Source organism: Ligilactobacillus sp. LYQ139 (genome assembly GCF_045033025.1).
GTDB lineage: Bacteria > Bacillota > Bacilli > Lactobacillales > Lactobacillaceae > Ligilactobacillus.
Map to the genome: position 1 here is coordinate 23,926 of NZ_JBJFZW010000006.1, position 16,577 is coordinate 40,502.

Consider the following 16,577-nt stretch of genomic DNA (forward strand, 5'->3'; position numbering starts at 1 on the left):
GTAAAAACCTCCTCATAATTCGCACGCCGGGTTGACGACCTTCGCCAACTCCTCGTATAAAATCTGTTCCTTCTGCCGTTTTGTTAAGTGGCGCTCCACGCTCTTTATCTCCAACCAAATCGGTGGTAGATCATCGTGAAAAAACAGCTCCTCACTGTACTTGCGTTCCCACTCTGCCGACCGCCGTAACGGGTCGCCGGAAATATAGTCCCGATAATATTCTTCTGGTGTCATACCCGTTTCACCTGAACCTTCACGCCTTTGCTTGCCCAATAGTCAACGATTTCAGGCTCAGACGCCGAAGGATCTTTAAGAGAAGTCGGTTTGTTATAGTCCCTGACCTCAATCGTGACAAGATAACCAGCTATTTCACACTTGACGTTCTCGCTCATGTCCTGCAAATAGAATTTATCCAAACCAACGTGACGCAAAAACTTATCAGCGTCCGTTACCGCATACTTACTAATCACATTCATCGTTACCACCTCACACATGCCTTAATTTCACTCGCACCCCTAGCTCTTTGAAGTGCGCTTCCATTTCTTCAACCGATAATCTCATGAAGCCGTTTGCGGAGTTGTAGTGCTGAATTTCTAGTAGTGCAAAATATCCAGCTAATTCACGCTTGGCTTCATCGCTCATATAATCAACATATATGCCCACATCACCGAAATTCTTTAGAAATTCCTCGTCATCGATAACGGTACAGTCAGCAGCTACCGTTACCAACGGATAAATTCTTCGGGGATTTTCCACGTTTTTATCGTTCCGTTTGCAGAAGTGCTTACTAATCACATTCATTCTGGTTATTCTGCTCCTTTCGTATCTCCTCAACCGTCCCGCTCGTCAGGTACAACGCTAACTGGTAATCATCGGGGATTAACCCCGTACTGCATACCCTAATCTGGTGGTCGTCCGAATAATACAGGGCGAACATGATACGGTTACGCCACATAACTTCGATACCGTTGTACGTTGGTTCAGCGAACCAGTCATCACACCCGTTGTCATAAAGCCGGGCTTCCAGTTTCCCAGCGTAGTATTCGTAATCAGGTCGTTTCTCGCTAAAATATTCAGCCACAATCGTCCCTAGCATTATCTATCCTCCTCTACTGTGATTTCCGTTGACGGCAATTCACCGTAACGTTTTAATGCCTTAATCTGCGTTATTCGGCTATCATCGTCCCAAAGAACCCCGTTTAAGGCGTCCTCCAGTGACTTAACGTAATTGGACGTGTCCGGCTTCTGTACCGGCTTATGCTTGTTCGTCAACCGCCGGTAGCGTTCTGTCTTGCTAACCGACTTCTGAATGGGACGGAAGAACACAAACGTGACCTTCAACGCCATATCGTGGTACTGCTCAATCTCCCGCATTGCCATTGTTTCAGCAACGTATTGCCGTACCAGCTTCTTATACTTGGCAACCTTCGGTGGGTCATACACTCGCACAAATCTCCCCCGACTGGTGAACCGTGGTCGAGCTTGTTCGACCGGCTCATATGGGATTAACATTCTAACCACGATAACTACCTCCTGATTACGTTTTATTATCTTTATGTGCAATTCCTCTCATCATCACTCAAAACGCTCCTATGACGCTCTGGATGAGTTCTAGGGCTATCCCAACTCAATCACTTGTCCTAATGACGTAATCACCTTATACGGGTTGCAACCAACCGGAAGCTCCTCACCCACAACTACTCGTGGGCAGTTATCACCCACAAACCGGTATTCGTTACCGTTATCGGTAGTCACCGCCATTGCCCAACCGTTCGCTACTACTCGCACCACTCGCATAACTACACCCCCCTGTGACTGTCCGTCTTTGTCAACCGAATAACCGTGCCGTTTTTCTTCGGTACTAACCTATCTGCTACCCGGTCACCGTATAACCGCACAATGCCGTCTGTATCAAGATTACTGGTGAGGATATACGGTATCTCGTCATACCGCTTGGCGATTTGCAACAAGGCTTCCTTAACAGTCTGATACGCACCACCATTCCGGCTCATATCGCTTTCTGCCCCTAAATCATCAAGGACAATCAAGTTTGCCTTATTAACCGCACTCATCACGCAATGAACCGCATTACTAGCCCGCTCATCACGCTCTAGCCGGGAACGCATAATCACGTCCTTTAGCCGTGCCATTGAGATGAAAAGTGGCTTAAACGTCTTGTCGGACTGGTTCGCTTCGTTCAATCGGTTAATCGCACAAATCGCCAGCAACGTCTTTCCGACACCTGGTTTACCTACCAGCAACAGGTTGCCCGTACTGCCGTCCAACCAAGCCGGGATAAGCTCACCAACCACTTTGCGGGCAGCTTGCTTATATTCCGCACTGGAGTTCTGATCTAATTGGCTGAACGTCTTTTGGAACTCCTTACGACTATCAACCAACGAACACCTGCGCAGAAACTGTTGCTTTTCTTGGCGAAGAAACTGCGCTGTCAGTTTGCGCTCCTCTTTTTCCTTACGCTTTTGCCGTTCCTCTGGCGTTTCCCGGTGATTAATCACGTCCAATGACACCCCGTGTTCTTTGGCAAGGCGTATCAGAACCCGCTTATTCAACAACGAACATGTGCTTTGCACCGTAACCACCTCCTAAAAAGGCAACTCCTTGTCGTGAACCTCACCCAAATTTTCCAGTGATTTTTGGTAATCCTCGTCCTGCTCCCGTGCCAGCTTGGCGTAATCAGTACCAACTACTATGCCGTCACCACCAACCCGTGGAGTACTCCGTTCATTCAGGTAGCCCTCGAACTTTGTGCCAAACAACGTTTCCGGACGCAGGTACTTCTCCATTTTCTGGTCGCCCAACCATTCATCCGCCTTGTTATCAATAACCCGTTTGAAATCATCAACTGTAAAGCCTTCATTCAACCTAGCTTTAATCAACGTCTGTGTTTTGCGGGTGGTTGCTCGATAGTGTGTGCCAACCCGTTTGTTCAGGTAGCCAATAATTTTGGTGGCCTGCTCCAGCTTGCTGGAGGGAGCGGTTTGCCGCTCAACTATACTATCTGTATTACTATTACTGTTATTACTCTTATTGTTATTACTATCCGTGCCACTTTGACACTGGGGGTCATGCCAATCTGTCACTCCCCCTCGTGTCAACTTGTCACTCCCCACGTTCCAAGTTGTCACCTTTAAAAATCTGCGCTTAACTTTTTCGTCCTCATACTCAAAACTAACTTCGATATACCCTTTGTCTTTTAAGTTTTGAACGTACCTGATTACACTTCGCTTACTTACGTTAAGAAATTCTGCAAAATGCTGATTACTTGCAAAGCAAGGCTTTCCGCTGGAACTTAAACTATCAATTTCCACCAGCAGTGCCTTTTCAATAAGCGTTAATTTATCGGTCAACCAAATCTCTCTTGGTATCCAGACACCCTTAAAATCTCGGCTATACTTCATCGTAGTCACCTTCTTCGTCTAAATAACCGGCTTCTGTCAACCGGTTAAGGCACATACCAACCAGCTTCTCGTTCATCTCGCAGTACTTGGAGATTTCCTTTGCGCTCACGTGACGGCTATCTCCGTCCAGCGCTGACAGCAGGAAGTACACCAGCTTGTCGCTATCCATTAAGTGCTTTGAACGCAAAAGCGTACTTGGGACGGCCATCCGTTGTTCCCAAAAACATTTTCCGTAACGTAACATTCAAATCTCCCCCTTTAGAACGGCAAATCTTTGTCAGAAATCGTGGTTGTGTCATCGCCTTGCGTCCATTCAGAACCTCCGCCTTGTTGGTTGCTTTGCGTTTGGTTATTGCTCTGGTTCCCATTACTCTGCCGGTACTGGTCGTTTTCGGCTTTCGTATCAATGAACCCCCAATTTTCGACAACCACCTTTGTCGTGTAGACCGTGTTCCCGTTCTTGTCCTCGTAGCTTCCAGTTTCAATACGTCCGGTTACTTGCGTCCGGGAACCCTTATGAAAATGGTTAGCAAAGCTCTCTGCGCTCTTGCGCCAGACAATGCAACGGATGAAGTCGCTCTCGTACTCACCTTGTGCATTCTTAAAGTCCCGCGGAACAGCCAGCGTAAACTCACACACTGCCGTCCCGCTCTGCGTGTATCGCAGTTCTGGGTCTTTCGTTAATCGCCCAACTAATGCCGTGATATTCATGATTCTGCCCTCCTAGATTGTTGCCATTTCTTTTCTGTCGATACGTTTCACTACATATCCGCTAACCTTGTAGCCGTGGGATAATGCACCACTAACTGCGTCACAATGCAGTCCTAACGCCCGTGACGCCTCATTCTCGCCACTGAAATACATCGCCTGTCCGTTTCCTACCAGAACACAAGGACGCTGGAGTGCTCGTACAATGCGTATATGCGCTGTACCATAATTCATGTTTTCTCGTCTGGTTACCCACTCAAGGTTCGTCAACCGGTTGTCGCTCTTCACCTCGTTCCGGTGGTTAACCTCCAGCGGATAATTCAGTGGTTTATCGCTAAATGTTGCTAGAACCAACTTGTGAACGTAGAACGCTCGCCGTCCGCTATCATTATTCAGCTTGATACGGAGGTAACCGTTGCCGTTATTGAACGGCTTTAACATGCGGTTGTTGCTCTCCATGCGAACCCGCCCATAGTCTGATACCTGATACAGTCCTTCGTAACCCGGAATATCCTTCCAGCGCTCAATATTCCCAACCAATTTGCTTCGCCACCTCCCGATTAACTTTGACTGGCTTGATATGGTACTTCTCGATAAATTGCTTAATGCCGATTTTGTGCTGTTCCGTGTGATGAGCTCGGCACAAACTCATGACGTAATTCCCGCCGTGATGAATCTTTTCTCGGTTGCGTCCCATGCCAACGGCGAACACGTGCGCTCGGTCAGCCGGTCGCCCACAAATCACACACCGCCGTTTTCGCAAACACAACATTTGCTTTGGGAAGTAGTCCGGAATGCTCTGCCACGTCTTGTACTTGAACGGAATATCGTACTCAAACATGTATTCAATCAGCACGCTAATAATCATGTTTGCTTGACTAACACTGCAATCGCTCATGCTGAACGGTTGTAGCTGGAACGTCCGCTCGGTGATCCACTTGAACATATCTTCGGCTTCCGTCATGAGATAACCGGTGTAGTCGCAGTAATCACGAAGCAAGGCGAAGAACAGCTTACGTTGCTCCGGACTAATTACCCTCCCGTCTGCCACTTTCAGCTCGATTACAGGCTTTCTTCCGTTCGCTAATCTATTTACTTTTGCAAGGTCTAAATCGTCTGCCAAAGCAACTGACAACGTTTTGCCAGCAACGCTCTCCAACGTACCGTAAAAACTAGATTGGGAACTCGGTTTCATCGCTTACGCCCCCGGCTTCTTGTTGCGCCTGTTGCTGTTCGGCAATAACCTTGTTTAGTGCCTTAATCATCAATGTAGCTTTTTGTAATGGCTCCATTGCGCTAAACGTAGCGTCCATTTCACTGGCAACTTTCTGCGCCCGTTGTTGGAACATCTGCGCCAGCTTCTTATCACCGCCAGTGGCTTGACGTAACATCCTTGTGTACGCTTGACGCTTGGCTTTCAGCTCCACTTGTTTCTGCTGGCTCTCTTTATCCACGCCATTCCGCTTCAAGCTCTCATCAGTCGGTATATCTTCGCCAGCGTAGACGTTCAGCCCCAAACCAGCTAACGCAATCGCCTTAACTAAGCACCGCATTTGTGTCTTGTTAATCTGGGCATAGTCTGGTTGCTTGACCGCCTTGTTCCGACTATCCATGACGTACAGGCTCATCGAAAATGCTTCGCCGTCAATGTTGACTGTCACCGAAACCTCACACCCCGCATTTGTCAGCCGGTAATCAGTTGTCCCAATCTGAACTGCTTTCCCGTCTACCACTTCAAACTGCGGATATTCCTTGATTTCGTAAGTGCTATTCGGATATAAACCGGTTAAGATACGCCATGCGTCTGCCCAGCTCAAGTACGACAGCTTCATCTTCTCTTTCAGGAATGCGCTAACGTCCACTGCTGACAACTTCTTGATGATTTCTTCCCGCTTACTTGCCGTCATGGTTATTCAGCCCCTTTCAGGATAGTTTTTCGACTGGTCTTATAAGTGACTTGTGCGCCACTCTCAATGATTGCTTGGGCGACCTTATCAATGGCTTCCTTCGTCCCCTCCAGCGTGAAAGTAACTTGCTGTATCTCTTGAACGTGTTCGCCTGTTTCTTGATTGACTAATTCTCCATTGCTGGTCTTGACCAACTGCTCTTTTTGCGCTTCAACCTGTTCCCGATCTGCTTCTGCCAATGCTTCCCGCTTCTCACAATCCTCATCAATCAGCGCCATTACATCGCTGGCAATTCCGTTCCATTCCGGCGCTAACATCGGACGGACGTACGGTTCAGCGTCAACGTGCATGTTGTGAGCGTACCGGCGGACAGTTTCGATTGCGTCCTTTTTGTGCAGTGCTACATCAAACGCACCCTTAACGGCTTCAAGTAGCTTCTTCGCTGGCTTCATCGTCTTGGTGAACATACCCTTGTTTAACCAACTCTTAGCGATTTCGATGTTTTCAGCTGGTACGTGATAGTTCACACTCATTTCAGCAATCAGCTGTTCCACTACCGCTTTTCGTTCTTCCTGCTCTTTTTCTTCTTCGACGCTAATGCCGTCCTTGAGTTGGGCAACCACCACTGAAAGCTCGTTCGTCCAACCGTCAATCTGCTTTTTGAACTCGTTGTACGGTTTCTCGTATTCCTTGTGGATATCAATGCGCTTCTGGTTCAGGGCTTTAATCAGCTTGTTTAGCTCTGCCCGTGACGCTTTGCATTCCGACAACGTTTCCGGCGTTACCACCAGTCCGTCATACTTTTCGACCGCTTGCTTAACCAGCTCCGCAATCTTCTCGTGATTGTTCAGTTCGATTTTCGCCGGGGTATACGTGACTTTCGGCTGTGCTGTAAGTTCGTTCATTTTGTATTCCTCCGTTCATGTAGCGCTATTTGCTCAAATTCATTTCCTTTGTTAATCGTGATTAGTGTTTCTAGCAGTAAGTTCTGCTTTTTTGGCGATAATCCCTTCATCATTCGGTGCAGCCCGCCGAAAAAATATTGACACTGTAATTTTTTTGGCATAAACTCACTGATGAAGTTTTTGTTTTTCCAGCCACCGTCCCAAGCGGTGGCTTTTTTAATGCTCTCGTGCTTCATCTGACCGCCCCCAAAAGTAGCCCAACCAACCAGCGATTAAACCAATCATCATGCCCAATCCGTAAAAGCACGTTACATAGCTGAACAGCATAACGAATGACGCTCCCAACGTAAATGCACTAACCAGTAATGAAGCAAATCTCCAATTCATGTTTTGTCCTCCTAATCTTTCGGGATAAGCAACCCCAGAATTAAACCAACGACAATCGCAACTACGTCCTTCCACGTGATCTTCATTCGTAACCCTCCAAGGGTTCGTCCCAATCAATTCGCTTCCAGTTTTCTTCAAACCACTTCCTCGCTCCGCTTGGCTGAACGGAATAACGGTGACCCGTACCTTCACCGAACACACACCAACCACCATTCTTCCTGTCAATCTCTTGGCGGTTCGGTTTAAGCACAGCCTCCCTTATCCATGGCAATGATTTTGGAATGTGTAACTCTCGCTTCATATCAGCAAGCCCCCACGTTACACCCTGTTCTGTCTGGTCTTTCAATTCTTGCAATTCAGCTTTCTTGACTAGCACGTATTCTTCGGGAACTTTGATTGATACGTGAGCTTCTAATGTTTGCACATAATCACCCTCTTTATTAACAACTTTTTGTATTTTTCGTGCTAATTAATAACTTTATCTATATTGAAGAGCGAAAAAATCTCATCAATCGGCTTATTAAGCACTTCTGCAATTTTCTTAATATTCTTTGTACTTGGGACTACACGCCCTGTTTCCCATGCCGACACAGCAGTTTGCGTGACTCCTAACGCCTTTGCAAATTCTATTTGAGTGAAACCTTCGGTAATTCGCATACCCTTTAGTCGATAAATCATTTTTAGGCACCTCCTTTTGACGATTATTATAATATCATCATAGTTTATAAAAAGCAACACTAAATTATAAATAATATTTATCAGAGAGAATATCTTATTAATTGTTGTTGCCAAGGGCTTGAGCTTCATTTATACTAAGTTAGGTTATTAAAATAGCAATTTCATTATTAATTATTTTGTTGGGAGGGAAGTAGATGTTATCTGATAAATTACATGCCTTGAGGAAACAACACGGATATTCTCAAGTGGAATTGGCAAAGTTACTACATGTTTCTCAACCAACAATAACCGCATGGGAAAAAGGCAAGGCAGAACCATCTAGCAAAGCCATTAAGCAATTAGCTAACCTGTTCAGTGTTTCGGCGGATTATTTATTAGGGGTACAAGAAGGTAAAACTACTCCTGATTTAGCCTATTTGAACAGCGATGAAGATATTTTTACTTACGAAGGAAAGAAAATACCAAAGCGTGATATTGAATTAATTAAACACATTTTGGAAACAGGAGAATATGGGGACAAGTAAATGGACGAAATTGTGCGTGACCACTTGGAAGGGATAGCCAAGCAACATCGCATTCGTATTTACTGGGTTGATGATTTGGATAAATATACGCCACCCTGTTCGTTATCTTGTGCAAGGCGAATAGTAATGAACAACCAGTGGCATAACGAACGTGAGATACCATTTCAGTTAGCACACGAAATCGGACACGTTCTACTACATTCAGATTGTGACATTGCATTCTATCACGCTACATACGGAAGCCGGGTAAGAATTGAACGTGAAGCAAACTCATTAGCGATTAGCCTGCTTCTGCCGCTCTACTTTAGAGAAAGGGATAGCTCTAAAGTGAACGCTAACGACTTAATGGAATGTTTGTCGATACCAGCTCATCTTGAAGGCCTGGTAAGAGAACGAATAAAGGATTATCTATCGTCCAACAGTTGAAGACGTTAAAAGCTACGAAACAACTTGTTTAGGGGGTGATTTTCAGTGAAGAAGCTGAAAATCAATACGTGGACTGCGATTTTAAACATCGTGAACTGCGTTTTATTTGCCATTTCATGGTTTGTCATTTTTGGAGCAGCGTTCTCAGACGCTTTCGGAGCTACAAGTGGAGCAACCAACGGAGCTGCTGGTTTATTCTACGCTATGGCTTGGGTCGGCGTCGTTTTGAATGCTATCTGCATTTACCAATCTCATAAGTACGGAATTAAAATGACGGGCGGTATCTTAGGAACAATCGGAAGTGTCTGCTTTGGTTTAACTGCTGCCCTTGCATTTCCAGCTATTATCCTATTAGTTATTTCCTGCGTATTCTTATTCCAACAACACCCTGCTAAGAACAACGGAGGAAACACACATGAACAAGACTAGAAAGTGGTATGAACTCTGGTGGTTTTGGGCGATTATCGTCGTAGTTGTTTTTGTTGGCGCATTTAAGTTATTCAGTAGTCCTGATGACAATTCATCAAGCAATCATTCTACACATACACACACGGTTGCTCATAAGTCCACTAAGAAGCACACCGCAAATGCGTTCCACAAAGATTTTGCTGTTGGTAACACCATAAAACTAAGTAATGGCGTTTCTGTTAGAGTTAACAATATCCGTTTCGTTAAAGGTGACGACGTTAATCAGCCTGACAATGGCAAACGTTATATAGTTGCCAACGTCACTATCAATAACCATAGTCACGGTTCAATCTCCTACAACGAATTAGACTGGAACTTTGACACTAACGGCAATTCAAAGACACCTGATATTGTTTCTATGAATGGAATTGACGAAATGGGAAGTGGTGACCTTGATAAGGGAGCTTCGCTAACCAAGGACTTAGTTGGACAGGTACCTGTTAATTCAAAGGGAAATAAAACTACTTTAACTTATCAACCAGATACGTTAAACGATAATAAAAAAGTTCATGTTTTGTTAATCAACGGTAAATAGAAAAATACTCCCCTATTTGGGGAGTTCATTTAGCGATTTAATCGAACATACGTTCAGGAGGGATGACAATGGCGTTCTACCGCAAACGTGGCAATAAATGGCAAGCACGGATAACATACTATGATAATGGGATAAAAAAAGAAGTGGCTAAAGGCGGGTTTAAAACCAAGTCAGAAGCAAAGCGCTATGCTGTCGATATGGAGAACAAGTTAAACAACGGGAAACGACCGACTAATATCTCGTTTCCTGATTATTTTGACGATTGGTTCAAAACGTATAAGGAAAGCAACCTTGCCACCCCCACGATTAAGCAATATCAAATTGTTAGTAAACTATTACACAGAAATCTGAATAAACGAATTGATAAAATCACCCGGCGTGATTATCAACGTTTTATAAACAAACACGGCAAAAATCATTCTCCGGGTACAATGCAAAAAGTTAATTCAATCATTAGGGCGTGCGTTAATTCAGCTATTTATGACCGATATATTACGCAAGATTTCACTCAAAAAGTGATTTTGACCGCTAACAAAGAACGAACTCGAAAAGTAGAATACATGAATGTTAATGAGATTATGTGTCTTATTGATGAGATAAAGAAACACCTAACACCAGAAGCTCCTTCTCGCTTTATGATTTTAACCGCAATTTATACCGGCATGCGTATCGGTGAAATCGGCGCTTTAACTTGGGAAGATATTGATTTTAAGCAGAAAACTATTAACGTCAACAAAGCGTGGGACTTTTTAGATAGCCGATTTAAAAGCACAAAAACGGAAGGAAGCAACCGCACTATTCGGGTAAACGCCGACCTACTGGACTGCTTAAAAAAATTACGGGCAAACAATAGTCAAATGGTTTTTGCCAAAACCTCTGACGGTGTGCCACCTTCTTCCGTAGCGGCGAATGCAACTCTCCGCCTAGCAATGAAGAAAGCCGGAATAGTCAAACAAGGTTTCCATTTCCACAGTTTGCGTCATTCACACGTTGCTTTCCTGCTTTACAGCGGGGTTGATTTATACGCAATAAGTAAGCGGTTAGGACACACTGATATGACTACTACTTCCAAATACTACGCATACTTAATAGACGAATATCAGGTAAAAAGCGATGAACAAATTGAACGCCTACTAGACGGGTTGAAACATTGACCGTCATTTTGACCGTCATTAGCAAAAGGCAGTGATAAATATCATTAAATTTGTATGTTTCAGACGAACCAAAACAAGCGCACACCAACATTCTTGGCAACACTGTTTTTACTAATTACCTATTGTTTTGTTCGGTTTTCCTTTTGTTGAATAGTAAAGTGTCGCCTTCCATTTTCCGGACGAGAACCATTCCGGGGAGATGAAGGCGTTGACTTTTCTCTACGATGAATTGCATAGCCCTTTGACGGCTGGCGCTTATTTACACGACACCGAATGTTACTCCCTTGCCGTCGACGATGCCGAGGCATTTTAGGAACCTGAACATCTAAGTTATGAAGAACAAAATACGCACACCCAAAATTACAATACTCTGTCAGGTAATCCTCCAACAAATCAATACTCTGCGTGGACGATCCGAATTTACTCCCGTGACGATAGAATCCCCGTAGCCGGAGCTGATCGTATCCCCAGTCACCAACAATGTAGTCATATTTCGTTAAAACATGACTAAAACGTTCCTGGAGCTTTTCAACCTGAAAACCATCTCTATAATTTTTAACCAATTCGTAAGGACGACCGTCAATCAACATTCGCGTATCACTTTGCATAATAAGCTCACTGGCCTGTTCCTTAATGCGCTCATTCTTCTTTGCAATTTGAGCGGCTCGCCGTTCTTTTTTTTCGGTGTTTTTCACTTTAGATCTCCCTCTTTACTATTTCGTAAAGGATTGTCGTTCCCACTGCGTAATGCTGTTCAAAAATTTATGAAATTCTTCCTTATCCTTAAAGGAGGGAAAATCACCTAAAAGAATCTGGGGGGCTTGCTTAGCATTTCCTCCCTGCTTTTGAATAATCAAGACCGCCTTCCGGGCAACCTCTGTTTGGAATAAATCAGCGGGTAACCCCAACATTCCCTGAAGATACCCAACTTCCTTGATATACTCCAAAAGACGTTGCGCATGTTCGTCACTAAACAAATTGACGGGAACAATAAAAACACCCCATCCACCCGGAACAAGATTACGGAGCGCCTGCTCGATCATTAAATAATGAACATAGGAATGCCCTGCAGACTCCCTTGTTTCGTACGTAGCCGTCCGTTCATCGATCGGATAATACCCAACGGGAAGGTCACCAATTACTAGGTCAGTTTGTGGAACCATCAACTGGCTAATCGCATCCTGATGAATCAGTTCAACGGGTGCTTGTCCCCACTCCGCCATCACGCCGGCAAGTGCTAATTGTGTATCATCGTTATCAACCCCGTATGCAGTTATCTGGTGATCACTTACAGTTTGAAGACGGTTAACAACGGTCATTAACAAATTACCCGTTCCAACAGCAATATCAAGAATTTGCAAATCTTTATGAGGAATAATTTTTTCAATCACGTACTCCACCAGAATTCCAACCGTGTCTGGCGTCATCTGGTGGTTAGCCTGAACTCGTTCCTCACGGTACGCATTTAAAATTAACAATTGAAGTAACTGCCGGGCTTCATCCCGTGAAAAGGAATCTAAATGAATTTTCTGATACCGTTCAAGCAACTGATGCTGAACCTCTTCGCTTGGCTGACCATCTTCAACGTGCACCTCACCGGCCGCCAGATTGTCAGCTGTTTCAATTAGCGCGTCAAAGTACGAAATATCTAGCGTATCCTGCAACGTTTTTACCACCGCAACAATCTTCGCGTATTCTTTCTTTACGTCTTCAAGCGCCACTTAAGCCCAGCTCCATTTCAAATAAGATAACTACCGCTTATTCTATCACACCCTTCCCTAACGCTTAAACTGAATTACCGGCCCTTCTCGAAGCCGCACAGTAACGACATTATTCTGAACATCAACTGTTCCTCTATTAGTTACTAACTTACCATTTTCTTTTCGCCGAATAGCAAGCGTTGCCAGCGCCCGTGCAATGTAGTAATTGGTCTGTTCTTTCATCCCCATAATTATTCCCCGGTCAATTATCGTTAATCCCAATAAAACCCCCGTCACGGTAATGATCGCAACCATACTAAAATAAAACGTAAATCCCCGCATTTCTTACTCCCTCATATACAATGTTGCTTGATAATGACGGTGATCAACCATTGCGTCCAGTTGAATAATAGGCGGATGTGCAACGGTTTTAAACGCCGTCACATTTCGTAAAATTGGCATATAACCATGCCCCAAACGATACATTCGAATTTCATTCCCGCGCCATTCAAAATCATAGCGCTGGTGATCTTCTAAACTGATTAAATGCAGTTCGTGAGTCATAACCCGATCGACCTTAAAGCGAAACCGATCATCGGTTAATAAACGGCAAAAAGAATGCCATGTAAGAACCGTTGGTTGCAAAAACCGTTCCTGAGTCCCTAACCAACGAATAGTAACCCCCGCACTCGTTCCGATCACCGCAACAACTAGCAGGGTAATTATCGTTTCTACCAACGTAAAGGCCGCGCTACCACGTAATCTCATTTTTCCCGCTCCGATCTGTTATCACTATCCGCCGCTGTTGGTGGACATCGATGTGGTGAACCCGCTCATCCATCAATTGGGCGCGATGAAGCTCTCCGTATGCTTGCCGGGTTTCATGCAAAAGAGCACTACCAAAAAACGCAGTAATCTCAAGCGTTACTCCCAGCAATACTAATCCAGTAACGGCCTCAACTAATAAGAAACCATTACTTTGCTTACCGTTGAATTTCCTCATACTTATATTGCCCTCCATATCCTAATTGAAAAACAAGCACCTTATTGCACCTATTTGACGGGCTTTGATAGCATACCGTTACTGGCGTTACGCTTCCGCTGGGTGCAACTTTCACCACCTGATACCGCAACAGGTGCAGTGATGCTGGGACAGCGATTACGTGGCACTCATGTTGATCAACGATAAACCGCACTTGATTTTTCGTAAAGACGACTGTTTTGTTCGTCTGAAGCAACCGGGGATTAGTCACAGTCTCAATCCAGATAGCATTAAACCGTTTAAAAAACCACCGTTCCTGCCAGGCAGCCTGCCACCGTTTTCCCGGCCCTACAGTAACCATTCCCGCAAGTATAGTGACAATTAGAAGAACAATGGTCGTCTCAATTAACGTAAATCCCGGTTTACTCCGTCGTCCCATCAATCTTTAACCCTTCCGCATTAATTTTTTTCACCTGCGCCGCTGATAAATAATGCTCATCCTGCAGTTCTTTCAGGTGAACGTTGCGGGGATTATCAATATTGTGGGCCTGCATATAAAGCTGCGCTTGAGTATTAAGCTCCGTTTGCAAAGCATGATTATTTACCTTATTAGCTCCTTTCCGTTGCGCACTTAAATTGGGCAGCACGATTAAAATCAATAGGCTAATGATAAAAAGAACAACCGTCATTTCAATCAGCGTAAACGCCGGTACCCGTTTTTTAAACATCAATTTATCCTCCCAATACTCGAATATAGTGGAACTAAAATTGCCACGTAAGTTCCAATAATCAACACCGCAATCACAATAAAGAAAAGCGGCTGAATCCACGTTAATAAGCGGTCAAGCGCCTGCACAAATCGACGATAACTTACATCAGCAAACATCAAAAGCGCTTGTCCGGTTGTTCTTGTTGCCTGACCCCGCTCAAAAAAGGTCGCAATTTCATCGGGGATAAAAGGGATTTGTTCAGTAAAATTCCTAATCGCCTTTCCCACCATCATTGTCTGGGTAAACTCTGCTCCAAGCTGATAAAGAACACTACCTGAGGGAAACCGTAACAACAATTCACCAACCTGCGCAAGTTCAAGTCCGCTTACTAATAACTGACCTAGATTAAAACTAATAATGTACGCACAGTAGTACCGATAAAAGCGACCAATGATCGGTAACTGGCTGTACCAAATATGGCGGTTTAATGAACGCTGGCGCCACCACCAGATAACTATCCGACTGCAATATACCCCGCCGCTGCACAAAATAGCTCCCATAATTATTCGAACTACCAATGTCCAATCAAGCGTTGAAGATTGCCGCGGTGGAACAAACTGGTGAAGCATTGGCATTAACCACCAATGTACCGCACCGATAATACTCAACAGCATTACTAATAAGCCACACGGATAAGCCAACAAACCGCAAATACGCCGCCGGTATTCATAACGGCGGGAAAGTTCCCTTGCAAGAACGGTAACCGTAACTTTCAAACACCCGTGGTCTTCAGCCAAAGCCAAGTGCAGGTACGGCGCAATCCCAATTTGTGGTCGAATGGCTGTACTAAAAGAGTCCCCGGCATCTAACTGGCGTTCAACCCTATTAATATCCGATGCCAACCGGGGCATTACCTGACGAACTCCTCCCAGGGCCTGGCGCAAGGTGAAACCTTCCTGCAAAAAATCATTAATTACCGTAAAAAATCGGCCTTGCTGTTTAAGAGTCCAATGTTTACCCGTAGCGGAATTCAGCCGCCACTGCCGGTGAAACCAATTTCTTTGCAACACAGCGTGCAAGTTCAGACTGCCACTTAGCCGAATCATCTTCCTGATACCCCCTTCCATCTGAACCATCGTAAAAGTCAAAAAGAACTTTTAAATCGTGCGTGGTTGTGGGAATTAACCGCTGATAACACGCCAACCGCAAGGCAAGTGTAATATCCGCATCCCGTAATCCCAGGTTTCGTAACCTTGCAGGGGTCCCTGCTGCTGATCGAACATGAAGTGTACTAAGCACTAAATGACCGCTTAACGCCGCATTAAGTGCCACCTGCGCAGTTTCCTCATCACGAATCTCTCCAATAATAAAAACTTCCGGATGGTGTCGCAAAGCAAGTTTCAGAAGCTGCGCATACGTCATCCCTGCTGCTTCATTTACCTGGACCTGAACAAACCGAGGTTCATAAATTTCAACCGGATCCTCGATACAAAAGACCTGGCGGGTAGCAAACTCACGGGCAAAATCATACATCGCACTTGTTTTTCCTGCTCCCATCGGGCCCGTGAATAGTACCAATCCCCGTTGCCGACATGCATGCCGAATACGGGTTAACTGGGATGGCAAGAAATAACGACTTTCAAGCGCTCCGCGAAGCCGGGTTATTACCCGAATTACCAATGTTTCCCGGTCACGAAAATCACCAACTGTTGATAACCGACAAAAAACCGGAACATCATCAATTCGTATCGTTAACGCCCCCAATTGGGGACGCCGGCGTTCGCCAAGTGCCATGTTCGCCCGATATTTTAACAGGTTAATCATCCGCCGTGCTTCATCCGCCCCGATTGATTGATTTTCCACGATTCTTCCGCACACATTAAACCGGAGACCATATTCGTTCCCAACCGGCGTTAAGTAGACATCAGTCGCCCGCTGCCGTAACGCCGCTTGAATAATCCTGTCAATATTCATCTTCATTCTGTTCACCCCCTCACCATATAACTAAGAAAAAAAGTAGGAGTGTTCGCACACTCCCACGTAACTTTCGCAATTATTTTTTAGCTCTGCACCA

General features: G+C 44.9%; 32 protein-coding genes. 5 read left to right on the plus strand and 27 right to left on the minus strand.

All coding sequences use genetic code 11. The features are described from left to right. Positions 1 to 12: 12 nt before the first annotated feature. From ACI3E1_RS06150 to ACI3E1_RS06235, 18 genes are all read right to left on the minus strand, one after another. Complete coding sequence (locus tag ACI3E1_RS06150) at positions 13 to 234, minus strand: hypothetical protein (protein WP_405024786.1); 222 nt, start codon at positions 232 to 234, stop codon at positions 13 to 15. Further along, on the minus strand, positions 231 to 476 hold the full coding sequence (locus tag ACI3E1_RS06155) for a hypothetical protein (RefSeq protein ID WP_405024787.1): 246 nt from the start codon (positions 474 to 476) through the stop codon (positions 231 to 233). The genes ACI3E1_RS06150 and ACI3E1_RS06155 overlap by 4 nt, the downstream gene beginning before the upstream one ends. Before the next feature lie 10 nt (positions 477 to 486). Beyond that, positions 487 to 801, minus strand: a complete 315-nt coding sequence (locus ACI3E1_RS06160) for a hypothetical protein (protein WP_405024788.1) — start codon at positions 799 to 801, stop codon at positions 487 to 489. Further along, entirely contained in the window at positions 788 to 1,096 is a 309-nt protein-coding gene (locus ACI3E1_RS06165; RefSeq protein ID WP_405024789.1) for a hypothetical protein, read from the minus strand. The genes ACI3E1_RS06160 and ACI3E1_RS06165 overlap by 14 nt, the downstream gene beginning before the upstream one ends. Further along, complete coding sequence (locus tag ACI3E1_RS06170; protein ID WP_405024874.1) at positions 1,096 to 1,512, minus strand: RusA family crossover junction endodeoxyribonuclease; 417 nt, start codon at positions 1,510 to 1,512, stop codon at positions 1,096 to 1,098. Before ACI3E1_RS06170 ends, ACI3E1_RS06165 begins: the two co-directional genes overlap by 1 nt. A 105-nt stretch (positions 1,513 to 1,617) precedes the next feature. After that, the gene (locus tag ACI3E1_RS06175) at positions 1,618 to 1,797 is read right to left on the minus strand and encodes a hypothetical protein (protein ID WP_405024790.1); all 180 of its coding nucleotides are present in this window, start codon (positions 1,795 to 1,797) and stop codon (positions 1,618 to 1,620) included. A 2-nt stretch (positions 1,798 to 1,799) separates the two neighbouring features. Further along, a complete protein-coding gene (locus ACI3E1_RS06180) occupies positions 1,800 to 2,591 on the minus strand; it encodes an ATP-binding protein (protein WP_405024791.1) in 792 nt (263 codons plus the stop codon). Between the two features lie 12 nt (positions 2,592 to 2,603). After that, complete coding sequence (locus ACI3E1_RS06185) at positions 2,604 to 3,419, minus strand: conserved phage C-terminal domain-containing protein (RefSeq protein ID WP_405024792.1); 816 nt, start codon at positions 3,417 to 3,419, stop codon at positions 2,604 to 2,606. Next, positions 3,409 to 3,663: a hypothetical protein gene (locus ACI3E1_RS06190; protein WP_405024793.1), complete on the minus strand. Its 255-nt coding sequence runs from the start codon at positions 3,661 to 3,663 to the stop codon at positions 3,409 to 3,411. The genes ACI3E1_RS06185 and ACI3E1_RS06190 overlap by 11 nt, the downstream gene beginning before the upstream one ends. 14 nt (positions 3,664 to 3,677) lie before the next feature. Beyond that, complete coding sequence (locus ACI3E1_RS06195; protein WP_405024794.1) at positions 3,678 to 4,130, minus strand: single-stranded DNA-binding protein; 453 nt, start codon at positions 4,128 to 4,130, stop codon at positions 3,678 to 3,680. Between the two features lie 12 nt (positions 4,131 to 4,142). Continuing rightward, positions 4,143 to 4,667, minus strand: coding sequence for an NUMOD4 domain-containing protein (locus ACI3E1_RS06200; RefSeq protein ID WP_405024795.1), 525 nt, complete (start codon positions 4,665 to 4,667; stop codon positions 4,143 to 4,145). After that, positions 4,651 to 5,322, minus strand: coding sequence for a putative HNHc nuclease (locus tag ACI3E1_RS06205; protein ID WP_405024796.1), 672 nt, complete (start codon positions 5,320 to 5,322; stop codon positions 4,651 to 4,653). Before ACI3E1_RS06205 ends, ACI3E1_RS06200 begins: the two co-directional genes overlap by 17 nt. Further along, positions 5,300 to 6,034, minus strand: a complete 735-nt coding sequence (locus tag ACI3E1_RS06210) for a DUF1071 domain-containing protein (protein WP_405024797.1) — start codon at positions 6,032 to 6,034, stop codon at positions 5,300 to 5,302. Before ACI3E1_RS06210 ends, ACI3E1_RS06205 begins: the two co-directional genes overlap by 23 nt. Positions 6,035 to 6,036: 2 nt before the next feature. Beyond that, positions 6,037 to 6,939: a DUF1351 domain-containing protein gene (locus ACI3E1_RS06215; RefSeq protein ID WP_405024798.1), complete on the minus strand. Its 903-nt coding sequence runs from the start codon at positions 6,937 to 6,939 to the stop codon at positions 6,037 to 6,039. After that, positions 6,936 to 7,175, minus strand: coding sequence for a hypothetical protein (locus ACI3E1_RS06220; RefSeq protein ID WP_405024799.1), 240 nt, complete (start codon positions 7,173 to 7,175; stop codon positions 6,936 to 6,938). The genes ACI3E1_RS06215 and ACI3E1_RS06220 overlap by 4 nt, the downstream gene beginning before the upstream one ends. Further along, positions 7,156 to 7,326 carry a hypothetical protein gene (locus ACI3E1_RS06225; protein WP_405024800.1) on the minus strand — a complete coding sequence of 57 codons (171 nt, stop codon included), beginning with the start codon at positions 7,324 to 7,326 and terminating at the stop codon, positions 7,156 to 7,158. The genes ACI3E1_RS06220 and ACI3E1_RS06225 overlap by 20 nt, the downstream gene beginning before the upstream one ends. Positions 7,327 to 7,408: 82 nt before the next feature. Further along, positions 7,409 to 7,750, minus strand: coding sequence for a DUF771 domain-containing protein (locus tag ACI3E1_RS06230; protein ID WP_405024801.1), 342 nt, complete (start codon positions 7,748 to 7,750; stop codon positions 7,409 to 7,411). Between the two features lie 41 nt (positions 7,751 to 7,791). After that, entirely contained in the window at positions 7,792 to 8,004 is a 213-nt protein-coding gene (locus tag ACI3E1_RS06235; RefSeq protein WP_405024802.1) for a helix-turn-helix transcriptional regulator, read from the minus strand. A 194-nt stretch (positions 8,005 to 8,198) separates the two neighbouring features. Here ACI3E1_RS06235 and ACI3E1_RS06240 point away from each other — a divergent pair, with 194 nt between their 5' ends. From ACI3E1_RS06240 to ACI3E1_RS06260, 5 genes are all read left to right on the plus strand, one after another. Next, positions 8,199 to 8,528 (plus strand): helix-turn-helix domain-containing protein, encoded by a 330-nt coding sequence (locus ACI3E1_RS06240; protein WP_405024803.1) that lies wholly within the window; start codon positions 8,199 to 8,201, stop codon positions 8,526 to 8,528. Further along, on the plus strand, positions 8,529 to 8,954 hold the full coding sequence (locus tag ACI3E1_RS06245; RefSeq protein WP_405024804.1) for an ImmA/IrrE family metallo-endopeptidase: 426 nt from the start codon (positions 8,529 to 8,531) through the stop codon (positions 8,952 to 8,954). It abuts the gene before it with no gap. A gap of 45 nt (positions 8,955 to 8,999) precedes the next feature. Next, positions 9,000 to 9,383, plus strand: a complete 384-nt coding sequence (locus ACI3E1_RS06250) for a transporter (protein ID WP_405024805.1) — start codon at positions 9,000 to 9,002, stop codon at positions 9,381 to 9,383. Beyond that, complete coding sequence (locus ACI3E1_RS06255) at positions 9,370 to 9,957, plus strand: DUF4352 domain-containing protein (RefSeq protein WP_405024806.1); 588 nt, start codon at positions 9,370 to 9,372, stop codon at positions 9,955 to 9,957. Before ACI3E1_RS06250 ends, ACI3E1_RS06255 begins: the two co-directional genes overlap by 14 nt. Positions 9,958 to 10,025: 68 nt before the next feature. Next, the gene (locus ACI3E1_RS06260) at positions 10,026 to 11,111 is read left to right on the plus strand and encodes a tyrosine-type recombinase/integrase (RefSeq protein WP_405024807.1); all 1,086 of its coding nucleotides are present in this window, start codon (positions 10,026 to 10,028) and stop codon (positions 11,109 to 11,111) included. 119 nt (positions 11,112 to 11,230) lie between these two features. On the opposite strand, the gene ACI3E1_RS06265 is transcribed toward ACI3E1_RS06260, so the two are convergent. From ACI3E1_RS06265 to comGA, 9 genes are read right to left on the minus strand one after another with little or no spacing between them, the layout of a single operon-like run. Then, positions 11,231 to 11,806 (minus strand): YutD family protein, encoded by a 576-nt coding sequence (locus ACI3E1_RS06265; RefSeq protein ID WP_405024808.1) that lies wholly within the window; start codon positions 11,804 to 11,806, stop codon positions 11,231 to 11,233. 18 nt (positions 11,807 to 11,824) lie between these two features. Beyond that, positions 11,825 to 12,832: a class I SAM-dependent methyltransferase gene (locus ACI3E1_RS06270; protein ID WP_405024809.1), complete on the minus strand. Its 1,008-nt coding sequence runs from the start codon at positions 12,830 to 12,832 to the stop codon at positions 11,825 to 11,827. A gap of 57 nt (positions 12,833 to 12,889) precedes the next feature. Continuing rightward, complete coding sequence (locus tag ACI3E1_RS06275; RefSeq protein WP_405024810.1) at positions 12,890 to 13,153, minus strand: hypothetical protein; 264 nt, start codon at positions 13,151 to 13,153, stop codon at positions 12,890 to 12,892. Between the two features lie 3 nt (positions 13,154 to 13,156). Then, positions 13,157 to 13,579 carry a hypothetical protein gene (locus ACI3E1_RS06280; RefSeq protein ID WP_405024811.1) on the minus strand — a complete coding sequence of 141 codons (423 nt, stop codon included), beginning with the start codon at positions 13,577 to 13,579 and terminating at the stop codon, positions 13,157 to 13,159. Next, complete coding sequence (locus ACI3E1_RS06285) at positions 13,563 to 13,814, minus strand: hypothetical protein (RefSeq protein WP_405024812.1); 252 nt, start codon at positions 13,812 to 13,814, stop codon at positions 13,563 to 13,565. The genes ACI3E1_RS06280 and ACI3E1_RS06285 overlap by 17 nt, the downstream gene beginning before the upstream one ends. Beyond that, positions 13,795 to 14,232 (minus strand): prepilin-type N-terminal cleavage/methylation domain-containing protein, encoded by a 438-nt coding sequence (locus ACI3E1_RS06290; protein WP_405024813.1) that lies wholly within the window; start codon positions 14,230 to 14,232, stop codon positions 13,795 to 13,797. Before ACI3E1_RS06290 ends, ACI3E1_RS06285 begins: the two co-directional genes overlap by 20 nt. Further along, positions 14,216 to 14,521, minus strand: a complete 306-nt coding sequence (locus tag ACI3E1_RS06295; protein ID WP_405024814.1) for a prepilin-type N-terminal cleavage/methylation domain-containing protein — start codon at positions 14,519 to 14,521, stop codon at positions 14,216 to 14,218. Before ACI3E1_RS06295 ends, ACI3E1_RS06290 begins: the two co-directional genes overlap by 17 nt. Beyond that, positions 14,521 to 15,609, minus strand: a complete 1,089-nt coding sequence (locus ACI3E1_RS06300; RefSeq protein ID WP_405024815.1) for a type II secretion system F family protein — start codon at positions 15,607 to 15,609, stop codon at positions 14,521 to 14,523. Before ACI3E1_RS06300 ends, ACI3E1_RS06295 begins: the two co-directional genes overlap by 1 nt. Then, complete coding sequence (comGA, locus tag ACI3E1_RS06305; RefSeq protein WP_405024816.1) at positions 15,518 to 16,483, minus strand: competence type IV pilus ATPase ComGA; 966 nt, start codon at positions 16,481 to 16,483, stop codon at positions 15,518 to 15,520. The genes ACI3E1_RS06300 and comGA overlap by 92 nt, the downstream gene beginning before the upstream one ends. Between the last annotated feature and the right edge of the window lie 94 nt (positions 16,484 to 16,577).

Bases quoted from the DNA above. Each gene is read 5' to 3' on its own strand.
- ACI3E1_RS06280 (WP_405024811.1), bottom strand. From the start codon at position 13,579: ATGAGATTACGTGGTAGCGCGGCCTTTACGTTGGTAGAAACGATAATT.
- ACI3E1_RS06160 (WP_405024788.1), bottom strand. From the start codon at position 801: ATGAATGTGATTAGTAAGCACTTCTGCAAACGGAACGATAAAAACGTG.
- ACI3E1_RS06290 (WP_405024813.1), bottom strand. From the start codon at position 14,232: ATGGGACGACGGAGTAAACCGGGATTTACGTTAATTGAGACGACCATT.
- ACI3E1_RS06195 (WP_405024794.1), bottom strand. From the start codon at position 4,130: ATGAATATCACGGCATTAGTTGGGCGATTAACGAAAGACCCAGAACTG.
- ACI3E1_RS06240 (WP_405024803.1), top strand. From the start codon at position 8,199: ATGTTATCTGATAAATTACATGCCTTGAGGAAACAACACGGATATTCT.
- ACI3E1_RS06185 (WP_405024792.1), bottom strand. From the start codon at position 3,419: ATGAAGTATAGCCGAGATTTTAAGGGTGTCTGGATACCAAGAGAGATT.
- ACI3E1_RS06150 (WP_405024786.1), bottom strand. From the start codon at position 234: ATGACACCAGAAGAATATTATCGGGACTATATTTCCGGCGACCCGTTA.
- ACI3E1_RS06295 (WP_405024814.1), bottom strand. From the start codon at position 14,521: ATGTTTAAAAAACGGGTACCGGCGTTTACGCTGATTGAAATGACGGTT.
- ACI3E1_RS06220 (WP_405024799.1), bottom strand. From the start codon at position 7,175: ATGAAGCACGAGAGCATTAAAAAAGCCACCGCTTGGGACGGTGGCTGG.
- ACI3E1_RS06300 (WP_405024815.1), bottom strand. From the start codon at position 15,609: ATGATTCGGCTAAGTGGCAGTCTGAACTTGCACGCTGTGTTGCAAAGA.
- comGA (WP_405024816.1), bottom strand. From the start codon at position 16,483: ATGAAGATGAATATTGACAGGATTATTCAAGCGGCGTTACGGCAGCGG.
- ACI3E1_RS06210 (WP_405024797.1), bottom strand. From the start codon at position 6,034: ATGACGGCAAGTAAGCGGGAAGAAATCATCAAGAAGTTGTCAGCAGTG.
- ACI3E1_RS06205 (WP_405024796.1), bottom strand. From the start codon at position 5,322: ATGAAACCGAGTTCCCAATCTAGTTTTTACGGTACGTTGGAGAGCGTT.
- ACI3E1_RS06170 (WP_405024874.1), bottom strand. From the start codon at position 1,512: ATGTTAATCCCATATGAGCCGGTCGAACAAGCTCGACCACGGTTCACC.
- ACI3E1_RS06275 (WP_405024810.1), bottom strand. From the start codon at position 13,153: ATGCGGGGATTTACGTTTTATTTTAGTATGGTTGCGATCATTACCGTG.
- ACI3E1_RS06260 (WP_405024807.1), top strand. From the start codon at position 10,026: ATGGCGTTCTACCGCAAACGTGGCAATAAATGGCAAGCACGGATAACA.
- ACI3E1_RS06175 (WP_405024790.1), bottom strand. From the start codon at position 1,797: ATGCGAGTGGTGCGAGTAGTAGCGAACGGTTGGGCAATGGCGGTGACT.
- ACI3E1_RS06215 (WP_405024798.1), bottom strand. From the start codon at position 6,939: ATGAACGAACTTACAGCACAGCCGAAAGTCACGTATACCCCGGCGAAA.
- ACI3E1_RS06155 (WP_405024787.1), bottom strand. From the start codon at position 476: ATGAATGTGATTAGTAAGTATGCGGTAACGGACGCTGATAAGTTTTTG.
- ACI3E1_RS06165 (WP_405024789.1), bottom strand. From the start codon at position 1,096: ATGCTAGGGACGATTGTGGCTGAATATTTTAGCGAGAAACGACCTGAT.
- ACI3E1_RS06225 (WP_405024800.1), bottom strand. From the start codon at position 7,326: ATGAATTGGAGATTTGCTTCATTACTGGTTAGTGCATTTACGTTGGGA.
- ACI3E1_RS06285 (WP_405024812.1), bottom strand. From the start codon at position 13,814: ATGAGGAAATTCAACGGTAAGCAAAGTAATGGTTTCTTATTAGTTGAG.
- ACI3E1_RS06190 (WP_405024793.1), bottom strand. From the start codon at position 3,663: ATGTTACGTTACGGAAAATGTTTTTGGGAACAACGGATGGCCGTCCCA.
- ACI3E1_RS06255 (WP_405024806.1), top strand. From the start codon at position 9,370: ATGAACAAGACTAGAAAGTGGTATGAACTCTGGTGGTTTTGGGCGATT.
- ACI3E1_RS06245 (WP_405024804.1), top strand. From the start codon at position 8,529: ATGGACGAAATTGTGCGTGACCACTTGGAAGGGATAGCCAAGCAACAT.
- ACI3E1_RS06235 (WP_405024802.1), bottom strand. From the start codon at position 8,004: ATGATTTATCGACTAAAGGGTATGCGAATTACCGAAGGTTTCACTCAA.